Consider the following 20,777-nt stretch of genomic DNA (forward strand, 5'->3'; position numbering starts at 1 on the left):
GCGAGGCCTTTGTGGCAGCCATGCATATTGCCGAAGTGCGCGATAGCAACGGCGTGCTTACCAATCATATCACCGCATTCCATGAGGTGGCGGAGCAGGCAGCGACCGACCAAAAAGTGAAGCAGCTGGCGTATTATGACCCGTTAACTAATTTACCGAATCGCACGCTGTTTAGTGATAGGTTATTTCAAGCGCTGCAGCGTGGCGTGCGCGAGCGTTATTTTGCCGCCTTGCTGTTTTTAGACTTGGACGGTTTTAAGCCGGTAAATGACCGCTTTGGCCACGCATTGGGCGATCAATTATTAACCCAAGTAGCAGCGCGTTTGGTCGACTGTGTGCGCGGCGATGATACGGTCGCGAGGATGGGCGGTGATGAGTTTGCGATTATTTTACATTCCTTAAAAAGTCGCGATATTGCAGAGTCATCATCGGCAACAATTTGTAAAAAAATACTCCACGCCCTCGACGAGCCATTTTTACTGGAAGGTCAACGCCTAAGTATTGGTGCCAGCATTGGTATTGCCTTGTATCCAGATGATGCAATAGAGCAAGATAGTCTATTGCGCTGTGCCGATGTGGCGATGTATCACGCAAAAAAATTGGGTAAAAATCAATATCAGTTTTATACCGACGATATGCATCGTCGTGATAATAAACGACAAGAGCTTGCACAGGATATTGAGCGTGCAATTAGCTCGCGCGAGTTATCGATGGTGTATCAGCCGCGCTTTGATGCAAACAGTTTGTCGTTAATCGGTTTTGAGGCACTACTGCGCTGGCAGCATGCAGATGGTAGGGTGTTAAAGCCGTCGATGTTCTTGCGCAGTATTGAAGAACTGGGCCTTGGTGAGCAAGTAGGTGAAATGGTGCTGAGCCTTGTGTTTGATAAATTACAAAAGCTTTGTGCTAGCGGCTTTATTGGCCAAATCTCAGTGAACATATTTCAGCAGCATTTTCGCGCTGGCAAAATTGCGCCCTCAATCGCAAGTTTATTGAAGCAATATGACGTTGCGCCGCATCAGATTATGTTGGAATTCAAAGAGGCAATGATTATGGAAGATACCGGCTTTGCCTTTTCGAGCTTGCAAAGCCTGCGGCAGCTTGGCGTGCAGCTGGCCTTGGATGATTTTGCGACGGGTGAAGTCGGCCTCAAGTCACTTCGGCGACTGCCATTTGATGAAATGAAAATTGATAAACAATTTATGATGAAGCTTGACCAGTCAGAGGATCAGCTGAATTTTGTTAAAACGCTGATTGATTTGATTAACGGCTTTAAATCTCGAGTATGCATTGAGGGCGTTGAGCGTGAAACACAGCTCGACTTATTGCAAAGCTGCAACATTCATTGCCTACAAGGGTATTTACTTGGCGAGCCGATGCCTGAGCAAGAGCTCGAGGCATTTATTGCTCGGCAGGTACATTTTAAGGGTTTACTGAACTAGTCTAACGCTTTGCTAACATTGCAGATGCACGCTGGGCGGCGGCTAATACCTGCGTAGGTGCTGTGCCGCCAAGATGATCGCGCGCACTAACCGAACCTTCCAAGGTTAGCACCTCAAAAACATCGTCACTTATACTGTCAGAAAATTGCTGCAGTTCTTCTAAGCTAAGCTCAGAAAGGTCTTTATTTTGTTCAATTGCATAAGCGACAGAGCTACCAACAATTTCATGCGAGTCGCGAAAGGCAATGCCTTTTTTAACCAAGTAATCGGCTAGATCTGTTGCTGTAGAAAATCCGCGTTTAGCGGCTTCATACATGCTTTCGCGTTTAACATTGATGGCGGGCACCATGTCGGCAAAGGCTCGTACACAGGCTTGTACCGTATCGATGGTGTCGAACAACGGCTCTTTATCTTCTTGATTGTCCTTGTTATAAGCCAAGGGCTGGCCTTTCATCAAGGTTAGTAACGACTGTAAATGCCCGAATACGCGACCCGTTTTGCCGCGCACTAACTCAGGCACATCAGGATTCTTTTTTTGCGGCATAATCGATGAGCCTGTGCAAAATCGATCTGGTAGGTCAATAAAGTTAAATTGCGCTGATGCCCATAAGATTAATTCTTCAGAGAATCGTGATAAATGCATTAATAAAATACTGGCAAAGCTGGTGAATTCGATCGCAAAGTCACGATCACTGACCGAATCTAGAGAGTTTTCCGTAGGCTTATCAAAGCCCAACATCGCGGCAGTATAGTCGCGATCAATCGGATAGGTTGTGCCGGCAAGGGCGGCAGCACCCAGCGGTGACTGATTCATGCGAGCACGACAGTCCATCAACCGCGAGAAATCTCGCTCGATCATTTCGTTCCAGGCCAATAGATGGTGGCCAAAGGTAACCGGTTGTGCAGTTTGAAGGTGCGTAAAGCCTGGCATGATGACGTCAGCATGGCTTGTGGCTTGCGCAACCAAGCCAGTTTGCAGCCTAGTTAGCTCGGTGGCTATGTGGTCAATCGCATCGCGCAAATACAGGCGGATGTCAGTTGCGACTTGGTCATTGCGCGAGCGTCCGGTGTGCAGTTTCTTGCCGGTGATGCCAATTTTATCGGTCAGTCGCTTTTCGATATTCATATGAACATCTTCAAGCTCGATCGACCAATCAATCTTGCCTTGTTGCGCATCCTGACGAATTTCTTCTAAGCCGATTTGGATGTCAGACAGTTCTTGGTCGTTCAAAATGCCGGCCTGATTGAGCATGCTAGCATGGGCTAAAGAGCCATTAATATCTTGCTCGAACATGCGCTGATCAAACTGGATGGATGCTGTAAAACGCTCAACAAAGGCGTCTACCGGTTCATTAAAACGGCCACCCCACATGCTCGATTCAGTTTTATCACTCATTAGGCTTTCTCAAACTTTTATTGGTACTGGATTAATCGCTGGTGTTTAATAGATAAAAACGAATATTATCCTAAAAAGCGTGCGCTAAGGCTATGCTCAGCGATGAATAAAATTGAATTAAGCGGACAAGATGATCAGTTAGACTTTTTTCAGCTGCCCGACTTTTTAGCGCCTCGAGCATTTGTTGTGATTCTTATGACGGCGCAGCTATTGGTGATGCTGTTTTCGCTTTTTGTCTATGGCATGAACTTTGACTGGGTGGGTTTTGCCAGCATGACAATTTATGTGCAATGGCAAGCGATTAGCAGTGCTTGTTTACTGGCGTTAATGCGCAATACGATAAATCGTTTGAGCAATAAGATGTTCACTATCGTCAGCAGCTATCTGATTTTGCTATTAGTCGCGCTACTGGTTGCCTTGCTGGCGCAATGGGTTTTTAATTTTAAGCAGAATAATACCATTGACTGGGAAATTATATGGCGCAACTATTTTATCAGCGCCATTATTGCCGGTGTGGCGCTGCGCTATTTGTTTGTGCAGCAGCAACTGATTCATCAAGAAAAAGCGGCGGTAGTCGCCAGTCTTGCCTCATTGCAAGCCAGAATTAAGCCCCATTTTTTGTTTAACACGATGAACTCTATTGCCTCTTTGATTGGTTTTGCGCCCGATAAAGCAGAAAAAATGGTCGAAGACTTTTCAACCCTGTTGCGCGAAAGCTTAAAAGACGAACGTTTAGAAACCACGATTGAAAAAGAGTGGGGGCTATGCGAGCGATATTTGTCGATAGAGCAGCTTCGCCTCGGTGAGCGATTAAGCTGGCAGGTAGATTTTTCGGCCTTGGATACCAGCCTGCCCATTCCTAGCCTCAGCCTACAGCCAATTATTGAAAATGCGATTTACCACGGTATTCAGCCGGCATTAGAGCAAGGATATATACTGGTTAAAGGTGAATATCAGGCTGGTGAGATAATTATCAGTATAGAAAATAGTCAATTTGAGACGGCTCAGTCGCATCGTGCCAATAAAGGCAATAAAATGGCGATAAGCAATATAAGGCACCGTATACATCAGTTATATGGGCCCTCGGCGTTATTAGAGTTAAAGGATTTGGGCGATAGCTTTCGCACGGTGCTTCGATATCAGCCAAAAAATCTGATCTTCGATATTGATTAACCTACAAACACGCAAGCAGCGATAAGGAATAAGTATGGCAGTAAGTATAATTGTGGTAGATGACGAGCAGCTAGCACGGCAACGCTTACAGGCAATGATAGAGAGCCTGGATGGCTTTGAAGTGTGTGCCGTAGCATCACAAGGTCAGGAAGCAATCGACTTATGCCGGCAACTGCAGCCTGATATTGCGCTACTGGACATTCGTATGCCGATTATGGACGGTATGCAGGCAGCTGAGCTGATTGCTGAAGAAGGTTTGCGAACCAAGGTTATTTTTACTACCGCTTACGATGAGTATGCAGTAGATGCGTTTGAGGTCGCAGCGCAAGGCTATTTGCTGAAGCCGATTAACAAAGAAAAATTAGAAAAAACCTTGATGTCGGTGGCGGCTAAGGCGGGCTTTTTGGCAGACGGCCGCAGCCATTTAAGTGCCAGTTCGCGTGGCAATATTGAGCTGATACCGTTAGATAATGTGCGTGTTTTGCAGGCTGAGCATAAGTATGTGACGGTCTATCATACTCAGGGTGAGTCGATTCTGGATGAGAGTTTAAAGTCTTTAGAGCATGAATTTCCCAGTTTCTTTAAGCGCGTTCACCGCAATGCACTGGTCTCTTCAGCGCATGTCGTGTCAATGGAAAAAAATATTGATGGCCAGTATGAGTTAAAAGTGGAAGGCTGCGATGTTCAGCCTCTGGTATCACGTCGCTTGGTATCGGAAGTTCGAGGCTGGATGAAACAGCTGTAGGGTTTATTGCAAGAGCACTCGCTTATGAAATCTCGCTTAACTATTGCGACCCGTCAAAGTCCTCTCGCACTCTGGCAGGCTGAGTATGTCAAAGCCCGGCTTGAATCAGCGCATGCTGGTTTAACGGTTGAATTGCTTAAGATGGTATCGCGCGGCGATAAATTGCTCGATAGCCCCTTATCCAAAGTGGGCGGCAAGGGTTTATTTGTCAAAGAGCTTGAGCAGGCGCTGCTGTCGGGCGAGGCGGATATTGCCGTGCATTCTATGAAAGATGTGCCAATGGCATTTCCCGAGGGCTTACAGTTAGGGCCCATTTGTCCGCGTGAAAAGCCCTATGATGCACTGGTCTCGAATCGCTATAACAGCTTCGCCGAGCTTCCCGCCGGTGCGCGCTTGGGTACCTCCAGTTTACGTAGGCAGTCGCAGCTGGCGGCGCTCAGGCCAGATCTTGATATTGACTGGTTGCGCGGCAATGTCGGTACCCGGTTGAGCAAGCTTGATGCCGGTGAATTTGACGCGATTATTCTCGCTGAAGCCGGCCTGCTGCGTCTTGGCTTGGCTGATAGGGTTACTGAAAGCCTGGGCGATAATATTTGTTTGCCTGCCTGTGGTCAGGGTGCGGTAGGTATTGAGTTGCGCGAAGATGATGCTGAAACCGCTGACTTGGTTGCGGTTTTAAATGATGATGATACCGCTTGCCGAGTCACAGCAGAGCGCGCCATGAATACCCATCTAAATGGCGGTTGTCAGGTGCCAATTGCCGGCTTTGCCGAGTTACAAGGCGACCAATTATGGCTTCGAGGATTGGTGGGCAGTCCGGATGGTAAAACCTTGCTTTGCGCCGAGGCGCGCATGGCGCGGAGCTCGGCTGCTGAGCTTGGCATAACAGTCGCTGAACAATTATTGTCACAAGGCGCGGATAAAATTCTTGCTGCAATTGCCAGTGATTAGCTGACCATGCCCAAAGTGCTAATTACTAGGCCGCAAGGCCAAGCCGAGGCGTTGGCTGCACAGCTTCGAGAGCTCAATATAACGCCGGTTACCTATCCCTTATTACAAATACAGCCCTTTCTGCCGGATGATGACTTACTAAGCGCAACACAGCGACAGCAGATAGTTGATACGGTATCTCGCCTAGAGCAATATCAGCGGGTGATTTTTATTAGCACCAATGCGGCCAATATTGCCGCGCAGTGGTTTCAGCGCTTTTGGCCACGACAGCCTGAGCAGCAGTGGTTAGCAATAGGTGCAGCCACGGCCAATAGCCTTAATCTGCTTGGCCTGCTTGGGCAGCCAAACGTTGTTGCGAATAGCTTGGCGATGAACAGTGAGTCTTTGTTGGCGCTGCCTGAGTTGCAGGCCGACCATATCAACGCCTCTAAGCTGTTAATTGTCAGAGGGCAGGGTGGTCGAGAAACACTTAAAACTACGCTTATGCAGCGCGGTGCTGAGGTGGATTACTTAGAGCTGTATGCACGCCAGCCGGTGACACAGCAAGCGGGCAGTTTGGCTCAGATATTAGATACGGGGCTGGACATATTAACCATTAACAGTGGCGAGACGCTAGACATGTTGCTGCAGCAAGCTATGATGGATAATGTTTTGGCGCAGATATTGACCATGCCGCTGATTGTGCCTAGTCCTCGCTTATTGGATAGGGCAGCACAGTTAGGCTTCACTGCTGCCACTCAAGCTGAGAATGCCGGTAATCAAGCGATGATAGCCGCAATTACAACGATAAATAATGAGAATCAGCAATGAAGGCAAGTGATCAACCGCCGCATGCAAAAAAACAAACTATAGGGCTGTTTAGTATTCTATTGCTGATCATGGTCCTAGCCAGCCTAGCCATCAGCGCCTGGTTATGGTTTGAGCGACAGCAGGCAGATATTACCTTGAATGCTCAGTTTGCCCGTCTTGAGCAGACCTCAGCCAATAATGCTAATACTGTTCAGCAGCTGCAGGCATTGCTTGAGCAGCGTAATAAGCAAACCATTTCTGAAGATGCTGTGCTGCAGCAAAGCCTTAATGATTTAACCGAGGCCAGTGATAAGATGTTAGCGCGCTTATCGCTGCTAGAAGCAAATTCTTCGCAAGATTGGTTATTGCCCGAGGTCGAGTTTCTGTTGCGCATGGCCGATCATCGCTTATTGATGCGTGACGATGTGAATGGCGCCATTGCCTTGCTCACCAGTGCCTTAGCGGTGATACAGAAAATTCCGGTAGAAGATGCTGGATTACATGATGTGAGAGTGGCCATTCGCTCTGACCTTAATCGTTTAAAAGCGTTTCAAGCCTTTGATGTTGCCGCTGTGTATGCGCAGCTGAAGGCGCTGGCCACGATGCTGGTTGATTTACCCATGGTGCCGTTGGAGAGTCGTCAGCCGGTAAGCAATCAGCCTGAACCAGAAAATCCAAGCTTTTGGTACAAAGTGCAGATCATTCTCGATGATTATTTTTCGCTGCGTCAATTCGATGGCGAAGATACTGATGCGCTGTTAAATATTGAACAACTGAATTTCCGTCAAGAAATGACGCAGCTGGCCCTGGCTCGTGCTGAGTCGGCCTTGTTGCTGGCTAATCAAGCTATTTTTGCCGACAGCATTGCAAAAATTCAGCAAATTCTGCAGCAATACTATGACCGCAATAGCCCCGAGGTGCAGCTGGCACAAGAAACGCTAGCGGAAATCGCCGCGCTTAAGCTAGTGGAAGATTTACCCACCATTCAGGCCTCTCAGCTGGCGCTGAAAGACTACTTAACTTCGCGATTAAAGACCCGTTAAGCAGCCATTATGATTAAACGCTTTCTTCTGCTCTTATTGCTCATTTTGCTAGGCTGGTTGTTAGCATCATCCGTGGAGTCAAATGGCCCCGGCTATGTCTGGATTTCCTATGGTCAGCTAGCACTTGAAACAACCTTCTGGGGCTTAGTAATCGCACTGCTATTGAGCATATGCACGGTTTATGTAGTATTTCGATTAACGCAGCTGCTGCTGTCGACGCTGCGCAAATTCGGCATGATTTCAAAAAACTGGGGTGTAAAAAAGTCAGCACGTTTGTTACAGCAATCTAGGTTGGCATTTATTGATGAAAATTGGGCAATGGCTCATCAAAAATTCAGCCAAAGCCTAAAAAACACNCAGCCGCTGTTCTCTGATTTTTTAATGGCCAGTAAGTCGGCAATTAAACAAGGTGATCTAACGGCCGCGAAAGAACTCTTGAGCGCTGCCGCGGCTCATGAGACTAGCAATGAGTTTTCACTGTTATTGACTGAGCTTGAGTTTCATATGGCTGAACCTAATCAGGTTCAGGTGGATATTTTGCTGCGCCAAATGATGAAAGACTTCCCGAGTCAGGCGATTGTTAAATACAAGGCGCTGAGCTGGTATATCGAATGCCAGCAGTGGCCAAAAGCGGAAAAAATTTATAGCCAATTATCCAAGCGCGATCAGCAAGCTTTTAGCCAAGCAGCCGAGTCAATTAATTTGTATAAGGTTGAACAAGCTGAGTCGATAGATCAGCTGAAAGCCATTCATAAAAAGTTGGCTACAGCGCCAGCGGCATTACAGCAGGCTATTTTGGCTAAAGCCTATGCGATTGAGCCAGCCTATGGATTGAAAAGTTTGCGCAGCCTGTTAAAAGCCGAGCAGTATCATGTTGTGGCGATTTTTGCTGCTATCGCACTGACTGAGCCTGCAGCCTTAGGCTTGCTTAGCGAGCTGGAGAAAGTTGACAATCACAGTTTTGATGCAGCGGCACTGGCTGCATTAGCGTCAGTCTATCAACAAGCAAATATGCATAATAAAGCGATAGATATTTATTATCGCAGCTTACAGCTGAAACCTTGCGTTGAGGTGTATATGCAATACAGCGAATTAATGCTTAAGTATAAAAGCGCGGAAGAGCTATCTCAGCAGCTCGCGAAACTACGTCACTAGCCTCTCATAAGCATGAGCTGCGCTAATCTCGCTTTAGTGGCTTGTGTTTGTTACTGCTGGCATGGCCTTGAGATTAGCTTTCATCAATAGCGCCGCGGCGAAATAGAAGCAATAAGCAGCCAATTCCGACAATTCTTCAAAAAAATGCCGGTATTTAAAGTGCCACTCTTTGGTATCAAATATTGAGCTCATTACAATCAATAAAAATGCCGCTATCATCAAATACTGTACACTGGGTAGCCTGAAGAAAAATCCTCGGTTTGCATAGTAAAAACCAAACAGCCTTAGCTGACGCCATAAAATATATAGCGCCGGCAGATAGAAAAGCGCCTTCCCCATATGCGTTCCTAACAGCCAATAGAGTGGCTCAGCTATCTCGCCCTGCATTTTAAAAAAGTCGATTTCACGTGCTACAAAGATCACCGACAATAGCGCAAAAAAAACCATAATCTCACGGGCTCTTGCATCACTGCTGACGGCCTGAACGATAAACACAAAGCCAGCCAGCATTATCAAGCCTACCTGCATATTTTCCATCAAACCATGCTCAGCATAGATCGGTCCAACGTCGGCTAGCATGACAAAATAACAACAGCTAGCAATGATCAAGGCAATCACTGAGAAGCAGATAAGATGAACAGTTGAGGAGCTAGATTTCGGCATGAGGTCGCTTTGTTTCTGCGAATAGTCAAAAGGTTGGCCACCATAACGTAAAGCAAGCAGAAAGCCAATCATGGCTAGCTATCCATGATGCAGTTTGTTTATACTCTCAGCTTTTGAGAACACTATGCCTCGTAAGCACTTAATCGCTTTTTCAGCTGCCAGTTTAATGATTGCACTGCTGTCAGTGCTGACGATTATGTTGAATCTGGATTTTCGTATATCAAATTGGTTTTGGCAGCCAAATCATGCGTTTCATATGAAAGGCTATGCGCTCGAGCAATGGTTTTATTACAGCATTAACTATGCCGTAAGATGGGTGTTAATTGGCCTGATCGGCTTTGCCTTGCTCAGAGTTTTTTCTGGCCGTTTGAAACGTTTTGATCAATTAGCCATGGCGGTCTTTTTAGTCTTGGCGATTGGCCCGGGCTTAATTGTAAATAGCCTGCTAAAAGATAATTTTGGGCGTCCTAGGCCCGTGCAGAGTGTCGAGTTTGGTGGTGAACTACCGTCTAAAGCCCTGTTCGAGGCAAACTGGGGCGGCAAAGGAAAATCTTTTCCATCTGGTCATGCATCTGTACCGCTGGCTTTTCTGATTCTGAGCTGTTGGTTATGGCGTCGCGAACAACGAGATAAAGCGGTAGCTTTAGCGTTGCTGTTGCTTGGCTGGTATGGCGGCACCAGCTGGGCCAGAGTAGCAGCTGGTGGTCATCACTTCAGTGATGTTTGTTGGGCTGGCTATATCAGTGCCGTGACTGTGCTGCTGATCGATTACTATTTGTTGCGAAGGCCAGCAAAGCCGGCACCAGAGTCGCGATGAGCCGCTATTGAAATTTCAATAATGCGGCACTGTTATCGCTAAAGTCACGCACGCTGCCGGCGGTTCGCTGTGCCACAGAAACACGCGGCTGTGAATAAGAAAAACAGGCGCCCAGCATCATTTGATGTTTGCTTGCAGGTTCTCCGGCAAGTTGATCAATCGCATATAGCCTAGCGCGTGATACAAAGTAGGCTTTTTGCAGCACGAAAGCAGCCTCGCGTTCCTGTGGGTCGGCTATATCATTTGCCCAGGCGGCGAAGCCTTTATAGAAGGGCTGGCCCGCATAGGCTGAGGGCTGAATCACTTGCCAATCTTTTAGTTGCCAGTCTAATAACACTTCTTGATTAAGCAAGAGTGTTGCCTGCGTGCCATGCTCAAGTTCGTCTGGAATAATCGCGTGATAAACCCGATCATGCCATGTGTCCGATGCGCTGCATCGCCCTGCATGGGCGATGGCCCAGATAGCCAAATCGAGCCAGTGAGTGCAGTGTGATGATAGATCAAGTTGAGCATAAAGCTCTCGACTGGGGCTATGAATATTCATGCCGATTAATGCATCCAGCATTTGCCCCGCTGCTGCGCAAGTCGTTAAAGGGATCCGTTTAGCCTCGGGCAGAATGCGTGTAACTTGCTGTTGATCAAAGTACAGCTTCAGGGTAAAGCCGTGATTGCAATCCTCAAGTTCCGCCTGAATAAATCTGCCCGTGTTATCTTTTAAAGGCTGGAGGCGAATTTTACGGTGAAAAGCACCCTGGCCGTAGTCAGGGTTGAGTGGGTAGTTAAATGGATTGCGAGAAGACATGGATAAATCGAAATTGCACTACTAAGTACGCTATTATAACTTGAACTGGATAATGAACCAATCATAGGGCCAATATGCCGAATCAATCGCCAAACCAAGTGCTCACCGACACTGATAACTCAGCGCAACATTTCGCTAATCTCAGCCCTGATACCGTGATCGATGCGGTTGAATCTTTATGCGGTTTTTCGGATGGACGGCTATTAGCGCTAAATAGCTATGAGAATCGTGTTTATCAGGTCGGCATGGAAAATGCCGAGCCCTTGGTGGTGAAATTTTATCGCCCGCAACGTTGGAGTGATGCTGACATTTTAGAGGAGCATCACTATTGTTTTGAACTAGCTGAGCAAGACATACCGGTCGTGCTGCCGTCAGTGATTCAGGGTAACACCTTGCATCATTGGGAGTCGCATCGCTTTGCAATTTTTCCGCGTCGTGGCGGGCGAGCCCCTGAGTTTGAGAACTTAGATAATCTGTTCATATTAGGACAAACTTTAGGCAAGATGCATCAGGTTGGTAAAGCGACACAATTTCATCATCGACCAGCGTTGAACCTGCAAAGTTTTGGTATTGATGCGATTCAAACGGTTTCTGAGTCGCTGTTGCCGGCCGAATATCACGATAATTATCTCACTATCGCAGAGCAATTGATTGATCAAATGCAGCAGAACCTATGCCTCGCTGCAGATACGACGTTTATTCGATGCCATGGCGATTGTCATGCAGGTAATATTTTATGGCGCAACGATGCGCCGCATTTTGTCGACTTTGATGATGCTCGAATGGCTCCAGCGGTGCAGGATATCTGGATGATGCTGTCGGGTGATAAATTTCAGCAGCAGACACAATTTCTCGAAATATTAGAGGGCTATGAAATGTTTACTGAATTCGATCGGCGAGAGCTGCATTGGATTGAGCCGCTGCGCACCTTACGAATGATGAACTACTGTGCTTGGCTAGCAAAGCGTTGGCAAGATCCGGCTTTTCCCATGCATTTCCCCTGGTTTAATACCGCGCGGTATTGGGGTGAGCATATTGTTGAACTTCGAGAGCAGTTATTGCAGTTACAAGACAATATGTATGCGGATAAATTTTTAAGCCTTAACTGATTGCAGCGTTAAACGCGTGAACGATAGTGCATTTGACATCATCACCGCAAACGTTTGGTTGATTCTACCAATCTTCGGTTTGGCCATAGCCTGCAGCCTGCATGCGATTATTTTTAAACGCAATCATTATGCAGCGTTTGCCTGGCTTGGCTTTATCCTGCTCTCGCCGGCTATATTTTCATTGTTTTATCTCAGTTTAGGTTGGCTTGGGGTTTTGGTGATAGCCCCTTTAATCGCCTCACTAAGCTATATTTTTCTTGGTATCAACACGCTGACACGCGAGTTTCGTCAGGCAAAATTTTTGCATCGTGCTTACATAACGCAGCCTCAGCCGCAATGGCAAACGCAGCAACGTTTAGATATCGATAGATGGCGCGGGTTTATATCACTTGGTGACCGGCTCGCGTACTCGCCGCTTCAGCTGACGCGTTTTCAATGTTTTGAAGCTGGCGATCAAGCCTATGCGTCAATGTTGAACGCGATAGATTCAGCAGAGTCTACGATTAGTTTGCACAGCTATATATTCAAATACGATGCCGTTGGAAAACGCTTTTGTCAGGCTTTAATTGCGGCAAAGCAGCGAGGTGTTGAAGTGAAGGTGATGATGGATGCAGTTGGCTCGCATAAGTCATTTGCTGATATCTATCGTCAATTGCATGCGCATGCCATCGATACGGCAAAGTTTATGCCGATGCTAATGAAAACGCGCTATTCGAATCTACGTAATCATCGAAAATTGTTGGTGGTTGATGCGAAACTTGGCTTTACCGGTGGCTTAAATATTGCCGCCGATTATTCACATCAGCAGCGACGAGGTGCTGCAATACCGGATATTCATTTTAAGCTTGAAGGGGGTTTAGTAAATTATCTGCAAGAAGTGTTTGTTAACGATTGGCATTTTGCCACTCAGCAAGCACTGACGGAGAAGATCTGGTTTAATCAAGAATCAAATACTAAAGCGTTAGAGCAAGCAGATTTTGCGCGTTTGATTGTTGATGGGCCAAGTGATGATGAGGCTAGAATTCGATGGCATTTTTTATCGATCATTAATCATGCAGATGCGTCAATAAAAATACTCACGCCTTATTTTTTGCCTGATAACTCGATCCAAGACGCTTTATCAACTGCTGCCATGCGCGGCGTTGAGGTCGAGATAATAGTGCCCGATAACTCCGACCATAAAATTTTGGATCGCGCATTAATCGGTAGCCTACATTCGCTGTTAACCAGTGGTTGCAGAATTTATCGAGCTAAGCATATTTTTGATCACTCCAAACTGATTATCATTGACGATCGTTATGTGTCTATTGGTTCGGCAAATTGGGATGCTCGCAGTTTGCGGCTAAACTATGAGCTGAATATTGAAATATTCGAGCCATTGATGATTGATCAGCTAAAACAGCTGTTCGCCAATAAAAAATCTAATACTTTTGAATATACTTTGTCGATGTGGTTACAACGCACGCGAGGACAATATTTAATCGATGGTGTTATGCGTTTACTAGCACCCTATCTGTAGGCAGTTGCGATGCGCCAACATTGGAGAAACTTTCACGCCGTAAGGCAGGCTTATCCTGCGACAGAAAACCTATTACATCATCATGAACAGGCTGCCACTGCTTTGTTGCCGCAAGAATTTAGCTTATTAAGTTGGAATATTTATAAAAAGCTTAAGGGTAAGGTAATTGAGAAAGACTTGGCGCGCTTGCTTTCCTCCACAAGTCTCGCCTGTTTGCAGGAAGTTATCACCACCAATGCCGCGCAGCTGAGTCGAGAATATGCTGGTTTGAACTTTCATTACGGCATTACTTATGCGCGTGCAGATAAGCGTTATGAAGGCGTTTTGACCGCATCACGCTATGCCTTAAAACAACCGATTGCGGTGATTCGAAGTTTAGGTAAAGAGTTAGTCACGCAAACGCCAAAGCTATCATTAGTGTCATTGATGGAGATGCAGGGCGGTCAGCCACTATTATTAATCAATACGCATATGCTGTTATTTAAATCGGCTCGCTCGCTGCGTCGTGAAGTCAAGCATGTGCTTGTAGATTGCGCGGATTATCAACAGCTGCCGGCAATATATTGTGGAGACTTCAATACCTTTACCCGTTGGCAATTGCGCTGTTTAGATAATATTTTACGCAAACATGGTTTTACACGAATCTCCAATAAGCTGTATCGCCCAAATGAACTCGCCTTAGATCATATTTATCTACGCGGTTTAAAAGTAAAACAGATAAGTCGTCTAGCTAAGGTGAAAAGCTCTGATCATAAGCCGATTGTCTGTCAGCTGGCGTTGAAGTAGCTGCCGACTTAAAGATACTCTTCAAAGGTGTGATAATCGTTTCGATAAAAGTGCTGTAGATAGTTGAGCGCTTCGGTAGATAAATCGTTAGATTTTGCGTTGCTGCGGCTTGCGTTTCTTACCTTCGGTAATATCGTTACCTCGGTTAATTGGCTAACGTCAGCAAACACCTGGTCCATATCTTGTATGTTATAGATTTGATGAAAAAAACTTAGGTCTTTGCCGGTGTACCAGGTTTGTGGCACTACATGGCGAAAAATACGATCGTTGATNGCGGCATATTTACGCAAGTTTAGGCTGAACTCCTCTAAACAGGGTGAGGGGTTNAGGCCCATGATATGGCATAAGCTGACACTGATGCTGGATCGCGCAATATCATCACGATCACCAACTCGGTCATTATAAGCGGATACGAGTCGGGCAATCGGGTCGCGAATGACCGTAAATCGGTGTGCGTCTTTGCCACGACGGCGGCTAAGCGGCGATATTTTGCTATAGCCATAGTTATGATAATCGCCACCTTCTTGTTTTAAGGTTTTAAATATCGATTTAACCGTGGTTTTGCCGCATTTCGGCACACAATAATAGGCGATTTTTGTATCGCGGTATTGCATTGTCAGCATAGTTTAATCGCATCCATTTTCGGCGGCAAATATCTGTGGTGTTGAGGGCTGGTAGTCGGCAGGGAAAATAAGCGATTTGGCGCGCTGTTCAAACGCGAGCAAGTTGTCATGCTGTTGGACCTGATCAATAAGCGGTGTTGTCACAGGATGATAAAGTATATTGCTTAGAACGCTGAGCGCCATGATATCAAGCTTTGCGACATAGTCGCCACCAAACCATTGTTGATCGGCTAAAATATCGGCTAATGCCGACAAGTCTGATCCTGCCTTTTGATAAATGTCGTGACTGTCGAGGGCATGAAGCCCAGCTGACTGCATTTGACGCTTATAAAACTGTTGTTGACGACGCTTTACCATCATATTGATCGGCGGAGGAATATCGCTAAATAAGGTTTTCACAAACGGTTGGTAAGTCTCTGGATCTAACCAGCGGCAGTAATGCATTGTTAGGCATAGGTGCTGGCTCAGCATTCTGCTGGCACAAAGATGCAATGCACGCTGCTGACTATTCAGGTGGCCGTCCATTGAAATTTGTAATTTATGCTCAATATGCCGCATGATCAATTCGAGATCTCGAACTATGATGCCATTATCTCTGATCATCGGCAGATTATCAGTAGCGGCTTTGAACAGATTGCTCTCGGTAATCACACGGAAGGGCGTCTCGCTAATGTTCAAGAAGCCTTCTGCCGCCATACTTAAGGGGTCGATACTTGGAAGGCCATGACCTCTATCGGCAATGTACAGATCAATCATGGTCAGGCATTAAGATCAGGAATAATTTGGCTCTCAAGTTTCATGATCGCGTCTTTTAACGCTAATTTTCGCTTCTTGAGTCGACGGATTTCAAATTGATCAACTTGCCTGCCTTCGCTACAGGCAATGATTTGTTGATCAAGGGCGCGATGATCTATGCGCAGCTGTTTTAAACGCTGACGCTGTTGTTCTTCATCTAAGTGGCTGATATTCATGGCGATTCTACTATTAATCTGTACCGATTTTAGACCCTGTTGGATAATTTACAACGCTTTATCGCGCTTTAATAAAGCGGCCAAATAAAAGTCCTAATTCAAACAGTAACCACATTGGCACAGCCATTAAACACTGTGAGATCGGGTCTGGCGGGGTTAGCAGCATGCCTACAACAAAGCATGCGACGATAACATATGGGCGTTTATTCGCTAGCGAGGCGGCAGTTGCAGCTCCGGTACGAATCAGAACCATGGTTAAAATAGGAATTTGAAAAGCTAGACCAAAGGCAAAAAACAGCTTTAATACAGTGGCTAAGAATTGGCTGATATCGGGCGTATAGGCTACACCTTCTGGACCGGCTGCGGCAAAAAATGCAAAAATTAATGGAAATACAACAAAATACGCAAACGCCATGCCGGCATAGAAAAGCAATATCGAACAGGCAATGACAGGCAAAAATAAGCGTTTTTCATGCTGGTAAAGCGCCGGCGCAATAAAGCCCCACAGCTCAAATAATATCAGCGGCATGCCAATAAAAAACGCCACCACGAGAGTGAGCTTGAACGGCGTTAAGAAAGGTGAGGCTACCTCCGTTGCAATCATTTGACTGCCTTCGGGCAGGCTTGCCAGCAGTGGCGTGGCGACAAGGTGATAAATGTCGTTAGCAAAACTGAACAGGCCAATAAAGACGAGCAAAACCAGCAATATGGCGCGTAGTAGTCGTTTACGCAACTCAATCAGGTGTGCACTTAAGGGCTGAGCTTTATCGGCTGTATTAGGTGTATTGTGAGCATCAGTTTGATCATCTTGATCAAGGTTAGGGTCGGTGTGCGGATCTTGACTCATGGATTAGGGCTTTGCTTGCTCAGATGGCGAATTGGTCTGCGCTGAAGTCACCGAGGCAGTCTTTTCAGTATCAGACCGGTTCAATGCGGCCTCAGCGTCTTGATACCAGCTGGCGGTCTGTTCAATTGCCTCAGTGGCCTGAATGTCTTGATCAATATCCTTGAGTTGAGCTTTGGTAGATTCCAGCGTTTGCATAATTTCTTCGTTATGCAGCTGTTGACGGATTTCGTCGGCACCAATTTCACGTTCTATATCGGCTTTGACGCCATGGTAGGCGCGCTTTAGTCGGCCGACATAAAGTGCGACCGTTTTGATGGCTACCGGCAGGCGTTCGGGCCCTAAGACTAATAGCCCAACTACCGCTATAAGCAGAAGTTCGATAAAGCCAATATCAAACATCGCCTGGCTTACTTATCTTGCTGTTTAGATACGTCGCTGGCTGTGCTGTCAATGTCAGCCTGATCTGAGGTGGCGTCTAGCTTGGTGTTTTGTGGCTCGTTATTCAGCGCATCCTCATCTGAAATTGACTTTTTGAAACCCTTGATCGCAGAGCCTAGATCAGTGCCAATGTTTTTTAAGCGCTTGGTGCCGAATAATAAGATTACAATGACCAAGACAATCAGTAGTTCTTTGATGCCAAAACCCATAGTTGCTTACCTCTATAATATAGCTTATTTAGGCCGGCTGGCTTTTTCGTCTATGCCTGACAATCCAAAGCGCCGCGCGAGTTCGTCGAGCACTGCCTGCGGCGATTGATCCAGCTCACTTAACATGATTAAACAATGAAACCACAGGTCAGCAGTTTCGTACACTAGATTATGACAATCTTTGCTTTGCTCGGCGTCTTTTGCAGCCAGAATGACTTCGGTAGCTTCTTCACCGACTTTTTCGAGTATTTTATTCAGGCCCTTGTGGTGCAAAGAGGCTACGTACGATGTCTCAGGGTCGGCAGTTTTCCGCTGATCAAGTACAGCAGCAAGTTCAGACAGTACGTCTTTCATAGTTTGTCCTAGTCATTGCTAATAAATAGTGTTTGGGTCTTTCAGCACATCGCTAATGGTTTGCCAGCTCTGCCCATCAAATTGTTGATAAAAACAGCTGCGACGGCCAGTGTGGCAGGCGATATCACCAATTTGTTTCACTTTCAATAATATGGTGTCGCCATCGCAGTCTAATAGCAGCGCTTTCAGTTCTTGTATATGGCCTGATTGCTCGCCTTTACGCCACAGTGCTTGCCGCGAGCGAGAATAATAAATCGCCCGATTTTCAGCCATACTGAGCCGTATTGATTCGGCATTCATCCATGCCATCATCAGTATTTCGCCGCTATCGGCATCCTGCGCTATCGCCGGCACAAGGCCGTCTTGATTAAACTGTATAGCATCTATTAAAGGCTCGCTCATAGCTTAGACTCCGATAAATACAAATAGCCACATAGTGCCAACGGGTATGCCAAATTGAGCAGCCAGAATGGCAAGAAGTTTGGTCATCACGCCGAGTAATAAAAAGGCAAAAATGGGTGATAAATCGATGCCGCCCATATCGGGCAGTAATTTGCGAAACGGCGCGAAAATCGGCTCGGCCACTTGTTGCAGTAAGATAGCAGCAGGATGCTGACTCATCGGCGCAACAAAGCTTAAGATGATGCTGCCAAGCATGCAAAAAGAGGCAATGTTCAACAGTGCGGCAAAGAGCTTTAATACGCTGACCACAGCAATCAACATGATAGCCGAGCTAAAGTTCTGCCCTGCCAGCAATAGGGTAATCACAATGCTTAGCATATTTAAGGCAATAACCAGCACCAATGCAGCAATATCAAGGCCCGCCAGGCCAGGTATTACGCGTCGAAGCGGCTTTAGTGCTGGCGAGGTGATTTTTACAATGCCCTGAGAGATAGGGTTGAAAAAATCAGCCTTAACCAGTTGGAATACGAATCTCAGTAGCACCAATAGGCTAAACACGCCAATTAGGCTGCTCACTACATAATTTACAATATCAGCCAATTCACTCACATTATTGCCCTAATCTTATTACTGTTCGGTAGCCATTTCTTTGGCAATGGCTTTACTGCGAGCATCCGCAGCAGCTAAGGCTGCAGTCACTGCAGCATCAAAGTTATCGTTGATAAAGCTGTTAATGGCAGCTTCGGTAGTACCATTCGGCGATGTCACTTTGCGTCGTAATTCAGCCACGTCGTCATCCGCTGTTATAGCCATTTTAGCGGCGCCAAGTGCGGTTTGCAGACACAGTTTTTCGGCGCTTTGACGATTAAGGCCTAAGTTTTCAGCCGCTGCAATCATGGCTTCCATTAACAGGAAAAAATACGCCGGGCCCGAGCCTGACAAGGCGGTCACCGCATCTAGTAAAGTTTCTTGATCAACCCACTCAGTTAAGCCGATGCTGGTTAACAGTTGCTCAGCTTGTTGCCTTTGCTGCAGGCTTACCTGCTGATTGGCATACAAGCCGGTGGCGCCGGCGTTAACCAAGGCAGGGGTGTTGGGCATACAGCGAACGAGGGCAATCTCTGAGCCTAGCCATTTGGCAAACATTTCGCAGTTAATGCCTGCGGCAATTGAAATAAGCAAAGGAGCGCGGGCTGCGACAGCATCTCGTATCTCATTGCACAGGGATTGCATTAACTGAGGTTTTACTGCTAACACTACAATATCTGCGTGCTCGATGGCCTTGGTGTTGTCGTCGGTGGTTGCAATGCCGAAGCTGGTGCGAACTTTATCCAGTTGCGGCTGGAAGGGGTCTGCCGCGATAATTTGCTGCGCCGCCATGCCGCTGTCTAATAGTCCGCCAATAATGGCGCTGGCCATATTGCCCGCACCGATAAATGCGATATGTAGATTCATAATGTCTCTTAATTGTTTCTGGGGCCAAAAAAATCGCTGCCGATGCGTATCATGCTGGCACCATGCTGAATTGCAAGCTCTAAATCGCCGGACATCCCCATTGATAAAGTATCGCAGCTTGGGTAAAGCTGTTGCAGTTGGGTGAAAGCTTGCTGCATGGTTTGAAATTCAGCGGCCTTTTGCTCAGTTGTTAAGTCTTGTTGGGTAATCGTCATCAAGCCTCTCAGCGATAATCGCTCAGCTTGCGCGACTTCGGCCGCAAGAGTTGTAATATGCTTAAGCTCTACGCCAGATTTATTCGGGTCTTGGCTAATATTGACTTGAATCAGCACGTTTAGTGGCGGTAGTTCAGCTGGGCGCTGCGTATTCAGTCGCGTCACAAGTTTTGCTCGATCAAGGCTTTGTAGCCAGCTAAAACGTTCAGCAATATAGCGCGATTTATTTGACTGCAGCGGGCCAATAAAATGCCATTCGATTGACTCAGGCAGAGCCTCTATTTTGACCTTGGCCTCATTTAAATAATTTTCACCAAATTGCTTAAAACCCAAATCGATGCAGTGCTGTAGCTCAAAAATACTGCGGGTTTTACTGACCGGTAACAGATAAACGGAATCTTCGTCACGGTTAGCGAGATTGCATGCGCTTTTAATGCGCTGTTTCAGCGATTGGATATTGTGTTCTAATGCCTGCATAGATTAGGATTGACCGCTAATCATAAAAACAAAGATCATATCAAATTACCGAAATTACCACTATGTTCTCTAGAGGGTTGCTATGGATATAACCGAACTACTCGCGTTTAGCGCTAAACAAGGGGCATCTGATTTACATTTGTCGGCTGGACTGCCGCCGATGATTCGCGTTGATGGTGATGTAAGACGGATTAATCTTCCTCCTATGGACCATACAGAAGTACATGGTCTGATTTACGAGATCATGAATGATAAGCAGCGCAAAGATTTTGAGGAATTTTGGGAAACGGATTTCTCCTTTGAGGTGCCTGGCGTTTCACGTTTTCGTGTCAATGCATTTAATCAGAATCGCGGCGCAGGTGCGGTGTTTCGAACCATCCCAACTAAGGTATTAAC

26 protein-coding genes are annotated in these 20,777 nt (G+C 46.4%); 12 read left to right on the forward strand and 14 right to left on the reverse strand.

All coding sequences use genetic code 11. The features are described from left to right. Positions 1-1,442: EAL domain-containing protein (locus tag HRU21_06240; GenBank protein NRA41894.1), on the forward strand; the 1,442-nt coding region annotated here is incomplete at its 5' end. A 1-nt stretch (position 1,443) separates the two neighbouring features. Here HRU21_06240 and argH read toward each other — a convergent pair. Continuing rightward, positions 1,444-2,838 (reverse strand): argininosuccinate lyase, encoded by a 1,395-nt coding sequence (gene argH / locus HRU21_06245; protein ID NRA41895.1) that lies wholly within the window; start codon positions 2,836-2,838, stop codon positions 1,444-1,446. A gap of 102 nt (positions 2,839-2,940) precedes the next feature. Between argH and HRU21_06250 the strand changes: the two genes are divergently transcribed. From HRU21_06250 to HRU21_06275, 6 genes are read left to right on the forward strand one after another with little or no spacing between them, the layout of a single operon-like run. Further along, positions 2,941-4,011: a histidine kinase gene (locus HRU21_06250; protein NRA41896.1), complete on the forward strand. Its 1,071-nt coding sequence runs from the start codon at positions 2,941-2,943 to the stop codon at positions 4,009-4,011. Between the two features lie 34 nt (positions 4,012-4,045). After that, a complete protein-coding gene (locus HRU21_06255; protein NRA41897.1) occupies positions 4,046-4,756 on the forward strand; it encodes a response regulator transcription factor in 711 nt (236 codons plus the stop codon). Positions 4,757-4,780: 24 nt separating this feature from the next. Next, positions 4,781-5,707 (forward strand): hydroxymethylbilane synthase, encoded by a 927-nt coding sequence (hemC, locus tag HRU21_06260; GenBank protein NRA41898.1) that lies wholly within the window; start codon positions 4,781-4,783, stop codon positions 5,705-5,707. A gap of 6 nt (positions 5,708-5,713) precedes the next feature. Further along, the gene (locus tag HRU21_06265) at positions 5,714-6,517 is read left to right on the forward strand and encodes a uroporphyrinogen-III synthase (GenBank protein NRA41899.1); all 804 of its coding nucleotides are present in this window, start codon (positions 5,714-5,716) and stop codon (positions 6,515-6,517) included. Further along, positions 6,514-7,539 carry a uroporphyrinogen-III C-methyltransferase gene (locus tag HRU21_06270; GenBank protein ID NRA41900.1) on the forward strand — a complete coding sequence of 342 codons (1,026 nt, stop codon included), beginning with the start codon at positions 6,514-6,516 and terminating at the stop codon, positions 7,537-7,539. The genes HRU21_06265 and HRU21_06270 overlap by 4 nt, the downstream gene beginning before the upstream one ends. A 9-nt stretch (positions 7,540-7,548) precedes the next feature. After that, positions 7,549-8,694: a hypothetical protein gene (locus HRU21_06275; protein ID NRA41901.1), complete on the forward strand. Its 1,146-nt coding sequence runs from the start codon at positions 7,549-7,551 to the stop codon at positions 8,692-8,694. Positions 8,695-8,727: 33 nt separating this feature from the next. Here the strand turns inward: HRU21_06275 and HRU21_06280 are convergent, their stop codons facing one another. Beyond that, complete coding sequence (locus tag HRU21_06280) at positions 8,728-9,357, reverse strand: hypothetical protein (GenBank protein ID NRA41902.1); 630 nt, start codon at positions 9,355-9,357, stop codon at positions 8,728-8,730. Between the two features lie 124 nt (positions 9,358-9,481). On the opposite strand from HRU21_06280, the gene HRU21_06285 reads away from it, so the two are divergent. After that, the gene (locus HRU21_06285) at positions 9,482-10,174 is read left to right on the forward strand and encodes a phosphatase PAP2 family protein (GenBank protein ID NRA41903.1); all 693 of its coding nucleotides are present in this window, start codon (positions 9,482-9,484) and stop codon (positions 10,172-10,174) included. A 4-nt stretch (positions 10,175-10,178) separates the two neighbouring features. Here HRU21_06285 and HRU21_06290 read toward each other — a convergent pair whose 3' ends face one another. Then, positions 10,179-10,976, reverse strand: a complete 798-nt coding sequence (locus tag HRU21_06290) for a DUF2889 domain-containing protein (protein NRA41904.1) — start codon at positions 10,974-10,976, stop codon at positions 10,179-10,181. 74 nt (positions 10,977-11,050) lie between these two features. Between HRU21_06290 and HRU21_06295 the strand changes: the two genes are divergently transcribed. From HRU21_06295 to HRU21_06305, 3 genes are read left to right on the forward strand one after another with little or no spacing between them, the layout of a single operon-like run. Beyond that, complete coding sequence (locus tag HRU21_06295; protein NRA41905.1) at positions 11,051-12,085, forward strand: serine/threonine protein kinase; 1,035 nt, start codon at positions 11,051-11,053, stop codon at positions 12,083-12,085. A 16-nt stretch (positions 12,086-12,101) separates the two neighbouring features. Beyond that, positions 12,102-13,604 (forward strand): hypothetical protein, encoded by a 1,503-nt coding sequence (locus HRU21_06300; protein NRA41906.1) that lies wholly within the window; start codon positions 12,102-12,104, stop codon positions 13,602-13,604. Positions 13,605-13,613: 9 nt separating this feature from the next. Beyond that, the gene (locus tag HRU21_06305) at positions 13,614-14,390 is read left to right on the forward strand and encodes an endonuclease/exonuclease/phosphatase family protein (GenBank protein NRA41907.1); all 777 of its coding nucleotides are present in this window, start codon (positions 13,614-13,616) and stop codon (positions 14,388-14,390) included. A gap of 8 nt (positions 14,391-14,398) precedes the next feature. On the opposite strand, the gene HRU21_06310 is transcribed toward HRU21_06305, so the two are convergent. The 11 genes from HRU21_06310 to HRU21_06360 are packed head-to-tail and all read right to left on the reverse strand — an operon-like array spanning position 14,399 to position 20,381. Then, on the reverse strand, positions 14,399-15,013 hold the full coding sequence (locus tag HRU21_06310; GenBank protein NRA41908.1) for a sulfotransferase family 2 domain-containing protein: 615 nt from the start codon (positions 15,011-15,013) through the stop codon (positions 14,399-14,401). Positions 15,014-15,016: 3 nt separating this feature from the next. Then, the gene (locus HRU21_06315; protein NRA41909.1) at positions 15,017-15,769 is read right to left on the reverse strand and encodes a glutathione S-transferase family protein; all 753 of its coding nucleotides are present in this window, start codon (positions 15,767-15,769) and stop codon (positions 15,017-15,019) included. A 2-nt stretch (positions 15,770-15,771) separates the two neighbouring features. Beyond that, positions 15,772-15,984, reverse strand: coding sequence for a YdcH family protein (locus HRU21_06320; protein ID NRA41910.1), 213 nt, complete (start codon positions 15,982-15,984; stop codon positions 15,772-15,774). A 58-nt stretch (positions 15,985-16,042) separates the two neighbouring features. Continuing rightward, on the reverse strand, positions 16,043-16,831 hold the full coding sequence (gene tatC / locus HRU21_06325; protein ID NRA41911.1) for a twin-arginine translocase subunit TatC: 789 nt from the start codon (positions 16,829-16,831) through the stop codon (positions 16,043-16,045). Between the two features lie 3 nt (positions 16,832-16,834). Further along, the gene (gene tatB, locus HRU21_06330) at positions 16,835-17,230 is read right to left on the reverse strand and encodes a twin-arginine translocase subunit TatB (protein NRA41912.1); all 396 of its coding nucleotides are present in this window, start codon (positions 17,228-17,230) and stop codon (positions 16,835-16,837) included. Positions 17,231-17,238: 8 nt separating this feature from the next. Continuing rightward, complete coding sequence (gene tatA, locus HRU21_06335) at positions 17,239-17,478, reverse strand: twin-arginine translocase TatA/TatE family subunit (protein NRA41913.1); 240 nt, start codon at positions 17,476-17,478, stop codon at positions 17,239-17,241. 24 nt (positions 17,479-17,502) lie between these two features. Next, a complete protein-coding gene (locus tag HRU21_06340; GenBank protein NRA41914.1) occupies positions 17,503-17,832 on the reverse strand; it encodes a phosphoribosyl-ATP diphosphatase in 330 nt (109 codons plus the stop codon). Positions 17,833-17,850: 18 nt separating this feature from the next. Beyond that, complete coding sequence (hisI, locus tag HRU21_06345; GenBank protein ID NRA41915.1) at positions 17,851-18,234, reverse strand: phosphoribosyl-AMP cyclohydrolase; 384 nt, start codon at positions 18,232-18,234, stop codon at positions 17,851-17,853. A 3-nt stretch (positions 18,235-18,237) separates the two neighbouring features. After that, entirely contained in the window at positions 18,238-18,843 is a 606-nt protein-coding gene (locus tag HRU21_06350; protein ID NRA41916.1) for a YggT family protein, read from the reverse strand. An 18-nt stretch (positions 18,844-18,861) separates the two neighbouring features. Continuing rightward, positions 18,862-19,689 carry a pyrroline-5-carboxylate reductase gene (locus HRU21_06355; protein NRA41917.1) on the reverse strand — a complete coding sequence of 276 codons (828 nt, stop codon included), beginning with the start codon at positions 19,687-19,689 and terminating at the stop codon, positions 18,862-18,864. 8 nt (positions 19,690-19,697) lie between these two features. Continuing rightward, positions 19,698-20,381, reverse strand: a complete 684-nt coding sequence (locus HRU21_06360) for a YggS family pyridoxal phosphate-dependent enzyme (protein NRA41918.1) — start codon at positions 20,379-20,381, stop codon at positions 19,698-19,700. Positions 20,382-20,463: 82 nt separating this feature from the next. Between HRU21_06360 and HRU21_06365 the strand changes: the two genes are divergently transcribed. After that, on the forward strand, positions 20,464-20,777 hold a 314-nt coding region (locus tag HRU21_06365; protein NRA41919.1), incomplete at its 3' end, for a twitching motility protein PilT.

The organism is Pseudomonadales bacterium, from assembly GCA_013215025.1.
Lineage (GTDB): Bacteria > Pseudomonadota > Gammaproteobacteria > Pseudomonadales > DT-91 > DT-91.

What these genes read in the sequence shown, in the direction of transcription:
- argH (NRA41895.1), bottom strand. Translation starts at nt 2,838, where the DNA reads ATGAGTGATAAAACTGAATCGAGCATGTGGGGTGGCCGTTTTAATGAA.
- HRU21_06340 (NRA41914.1), bottom strand. Translation starts at nt 17,832, where the DNA reads ATGAAAGACGTACTGTCTGAACTTGCTGCTGTACTTGATCAGCGGAAA.
- HRU21_06265 (NRA41899.1), top strand. Translation starts at nt 5,714, where the DNA reads ATGCCCAAAGTGCTAATTACTAGGCCGCAAGGCCAAGCCGAGGCGTTG.
- tatC (NRA41911.1), bottom strand. Translation starts at nt 16,831, where the DNA reads ATGAGTCAAGATCCGCACACCGACCCTAACCTTGATCAAGATGATCAA.
- HRU21_06290 (NRA41904.1), bottom strand. Translation starts at nt 10,976, where the DNA reads ATGTCTTCTCGCAATCCATTTAACTACCCACTCAACCCTGACTACGGC.
- HRU21_06360 (NRA41918.1), bottom strand. Translation starts at nt 20,381, where the DNA reads ATGCAGGCATTAGAACACAATATCCAATCGCTGAAACAGCGCATTAAA.
- HRU21_06255 (NRA41897.1), top strand. Translation starts at nt 4,046, where the DNA reads ATGGCAGTAAGTATAATTGTGGTAGATGACGAGCAGCTAGCACGGCAA.
- HRU21_06315 (NRA41909.1), bottom strand. Translation starts at nt 15,769, where the DNA reads ATGATTGATCTGTACATTGCCGATAGAGGTCATGGCCTTCCAAGTATC.
- tatB (NRA41912.1), bottom strand. Translation starts at nt 17,230, where the DNA reads ATGTTTGATATTGGCTTTATCGAACTTCTGCTTATAGCGGTAGTTGGG.
- tatA (NRA41913.1), bottom strand. Translation starts at nt 17,478, where the DNA reads ATGGGTTTTGGCATCAAAGAACTACTGATTGTCTTGGTCATTGTAATC.
- HRU21_06280 (NRA41902.1), bottom strand. Translation starts at nt 9,357, where the DNA reads ATGCCGAAATCTAGCTCCTCAACTGTTCATCTTATCTGCTTCTCAGTG.
- hemC (NRA41898.1), top strand. Translation starts at nt 4,781, where the DNA reads ATGAAATCTCGCTTAACTATTGCGACCCGTCAAAGTCCTCTCGCACTC.
- HRU21_06270 (NRA41900.1), top strand. Translation starts at nt 6,514, where the DNA reads ATGAAGGCAAGTGATCAACCGCCGCATGCAAAAAAACAAACTATAGGG.
- HRU21_06355 (NRA41917.1), bottom strand. Translation starts at nt 19,689, where the DNA reads ATGAATCTACATATCGCATTTATCGGTGCGGGCAATATGGCCAGCGCC.
- HRU21_06250 (NRA41896.1), top strand. Translation starts at nt 2,941, where the DNA reads ATGAATAAAATTGAATTAAGCGGACAAGATGATCAGTTAGACTTTTTT.
- HRU21_06295 (NRA41905.1), top strand. Translation starts at nt 11,051, where the DNA reads ATGCCGAATCAATCGCCAAACCAAGTGCTCACCGACACTGATAACTCA.
- HRU21_06285 (NRA41903.1), top strand. Translation starts at nt 9,482, where the DNA reads ATGCCTCGTAAGCACTTAATCGCTTTTTCAGCTGCCAGTTTAATGATT.
- HRU21_06320 (NRA41910.1), bottom strand. Translation starts at nt 15,984, where the DNA reads ATGAATATCAGCCACTTAGATGAAGAACAACAGCGTCAGCGTTTAAAA.
- hisI (NRA41915.1), bottom strand. Translation starts at nt 18,234, where the DNA reads ATGAGCGAGCCTTTAATAGATGCTATACAGTTTAATCAAGACGGCCTT.
- HRU21_06305 (NRA41907.1), top strand. Translation starts at nt 13,614, where the DNA reads ATGCGCCAACATTGGAGAAACTTTCACGCCGTAAGGCAGGCTTATCCT.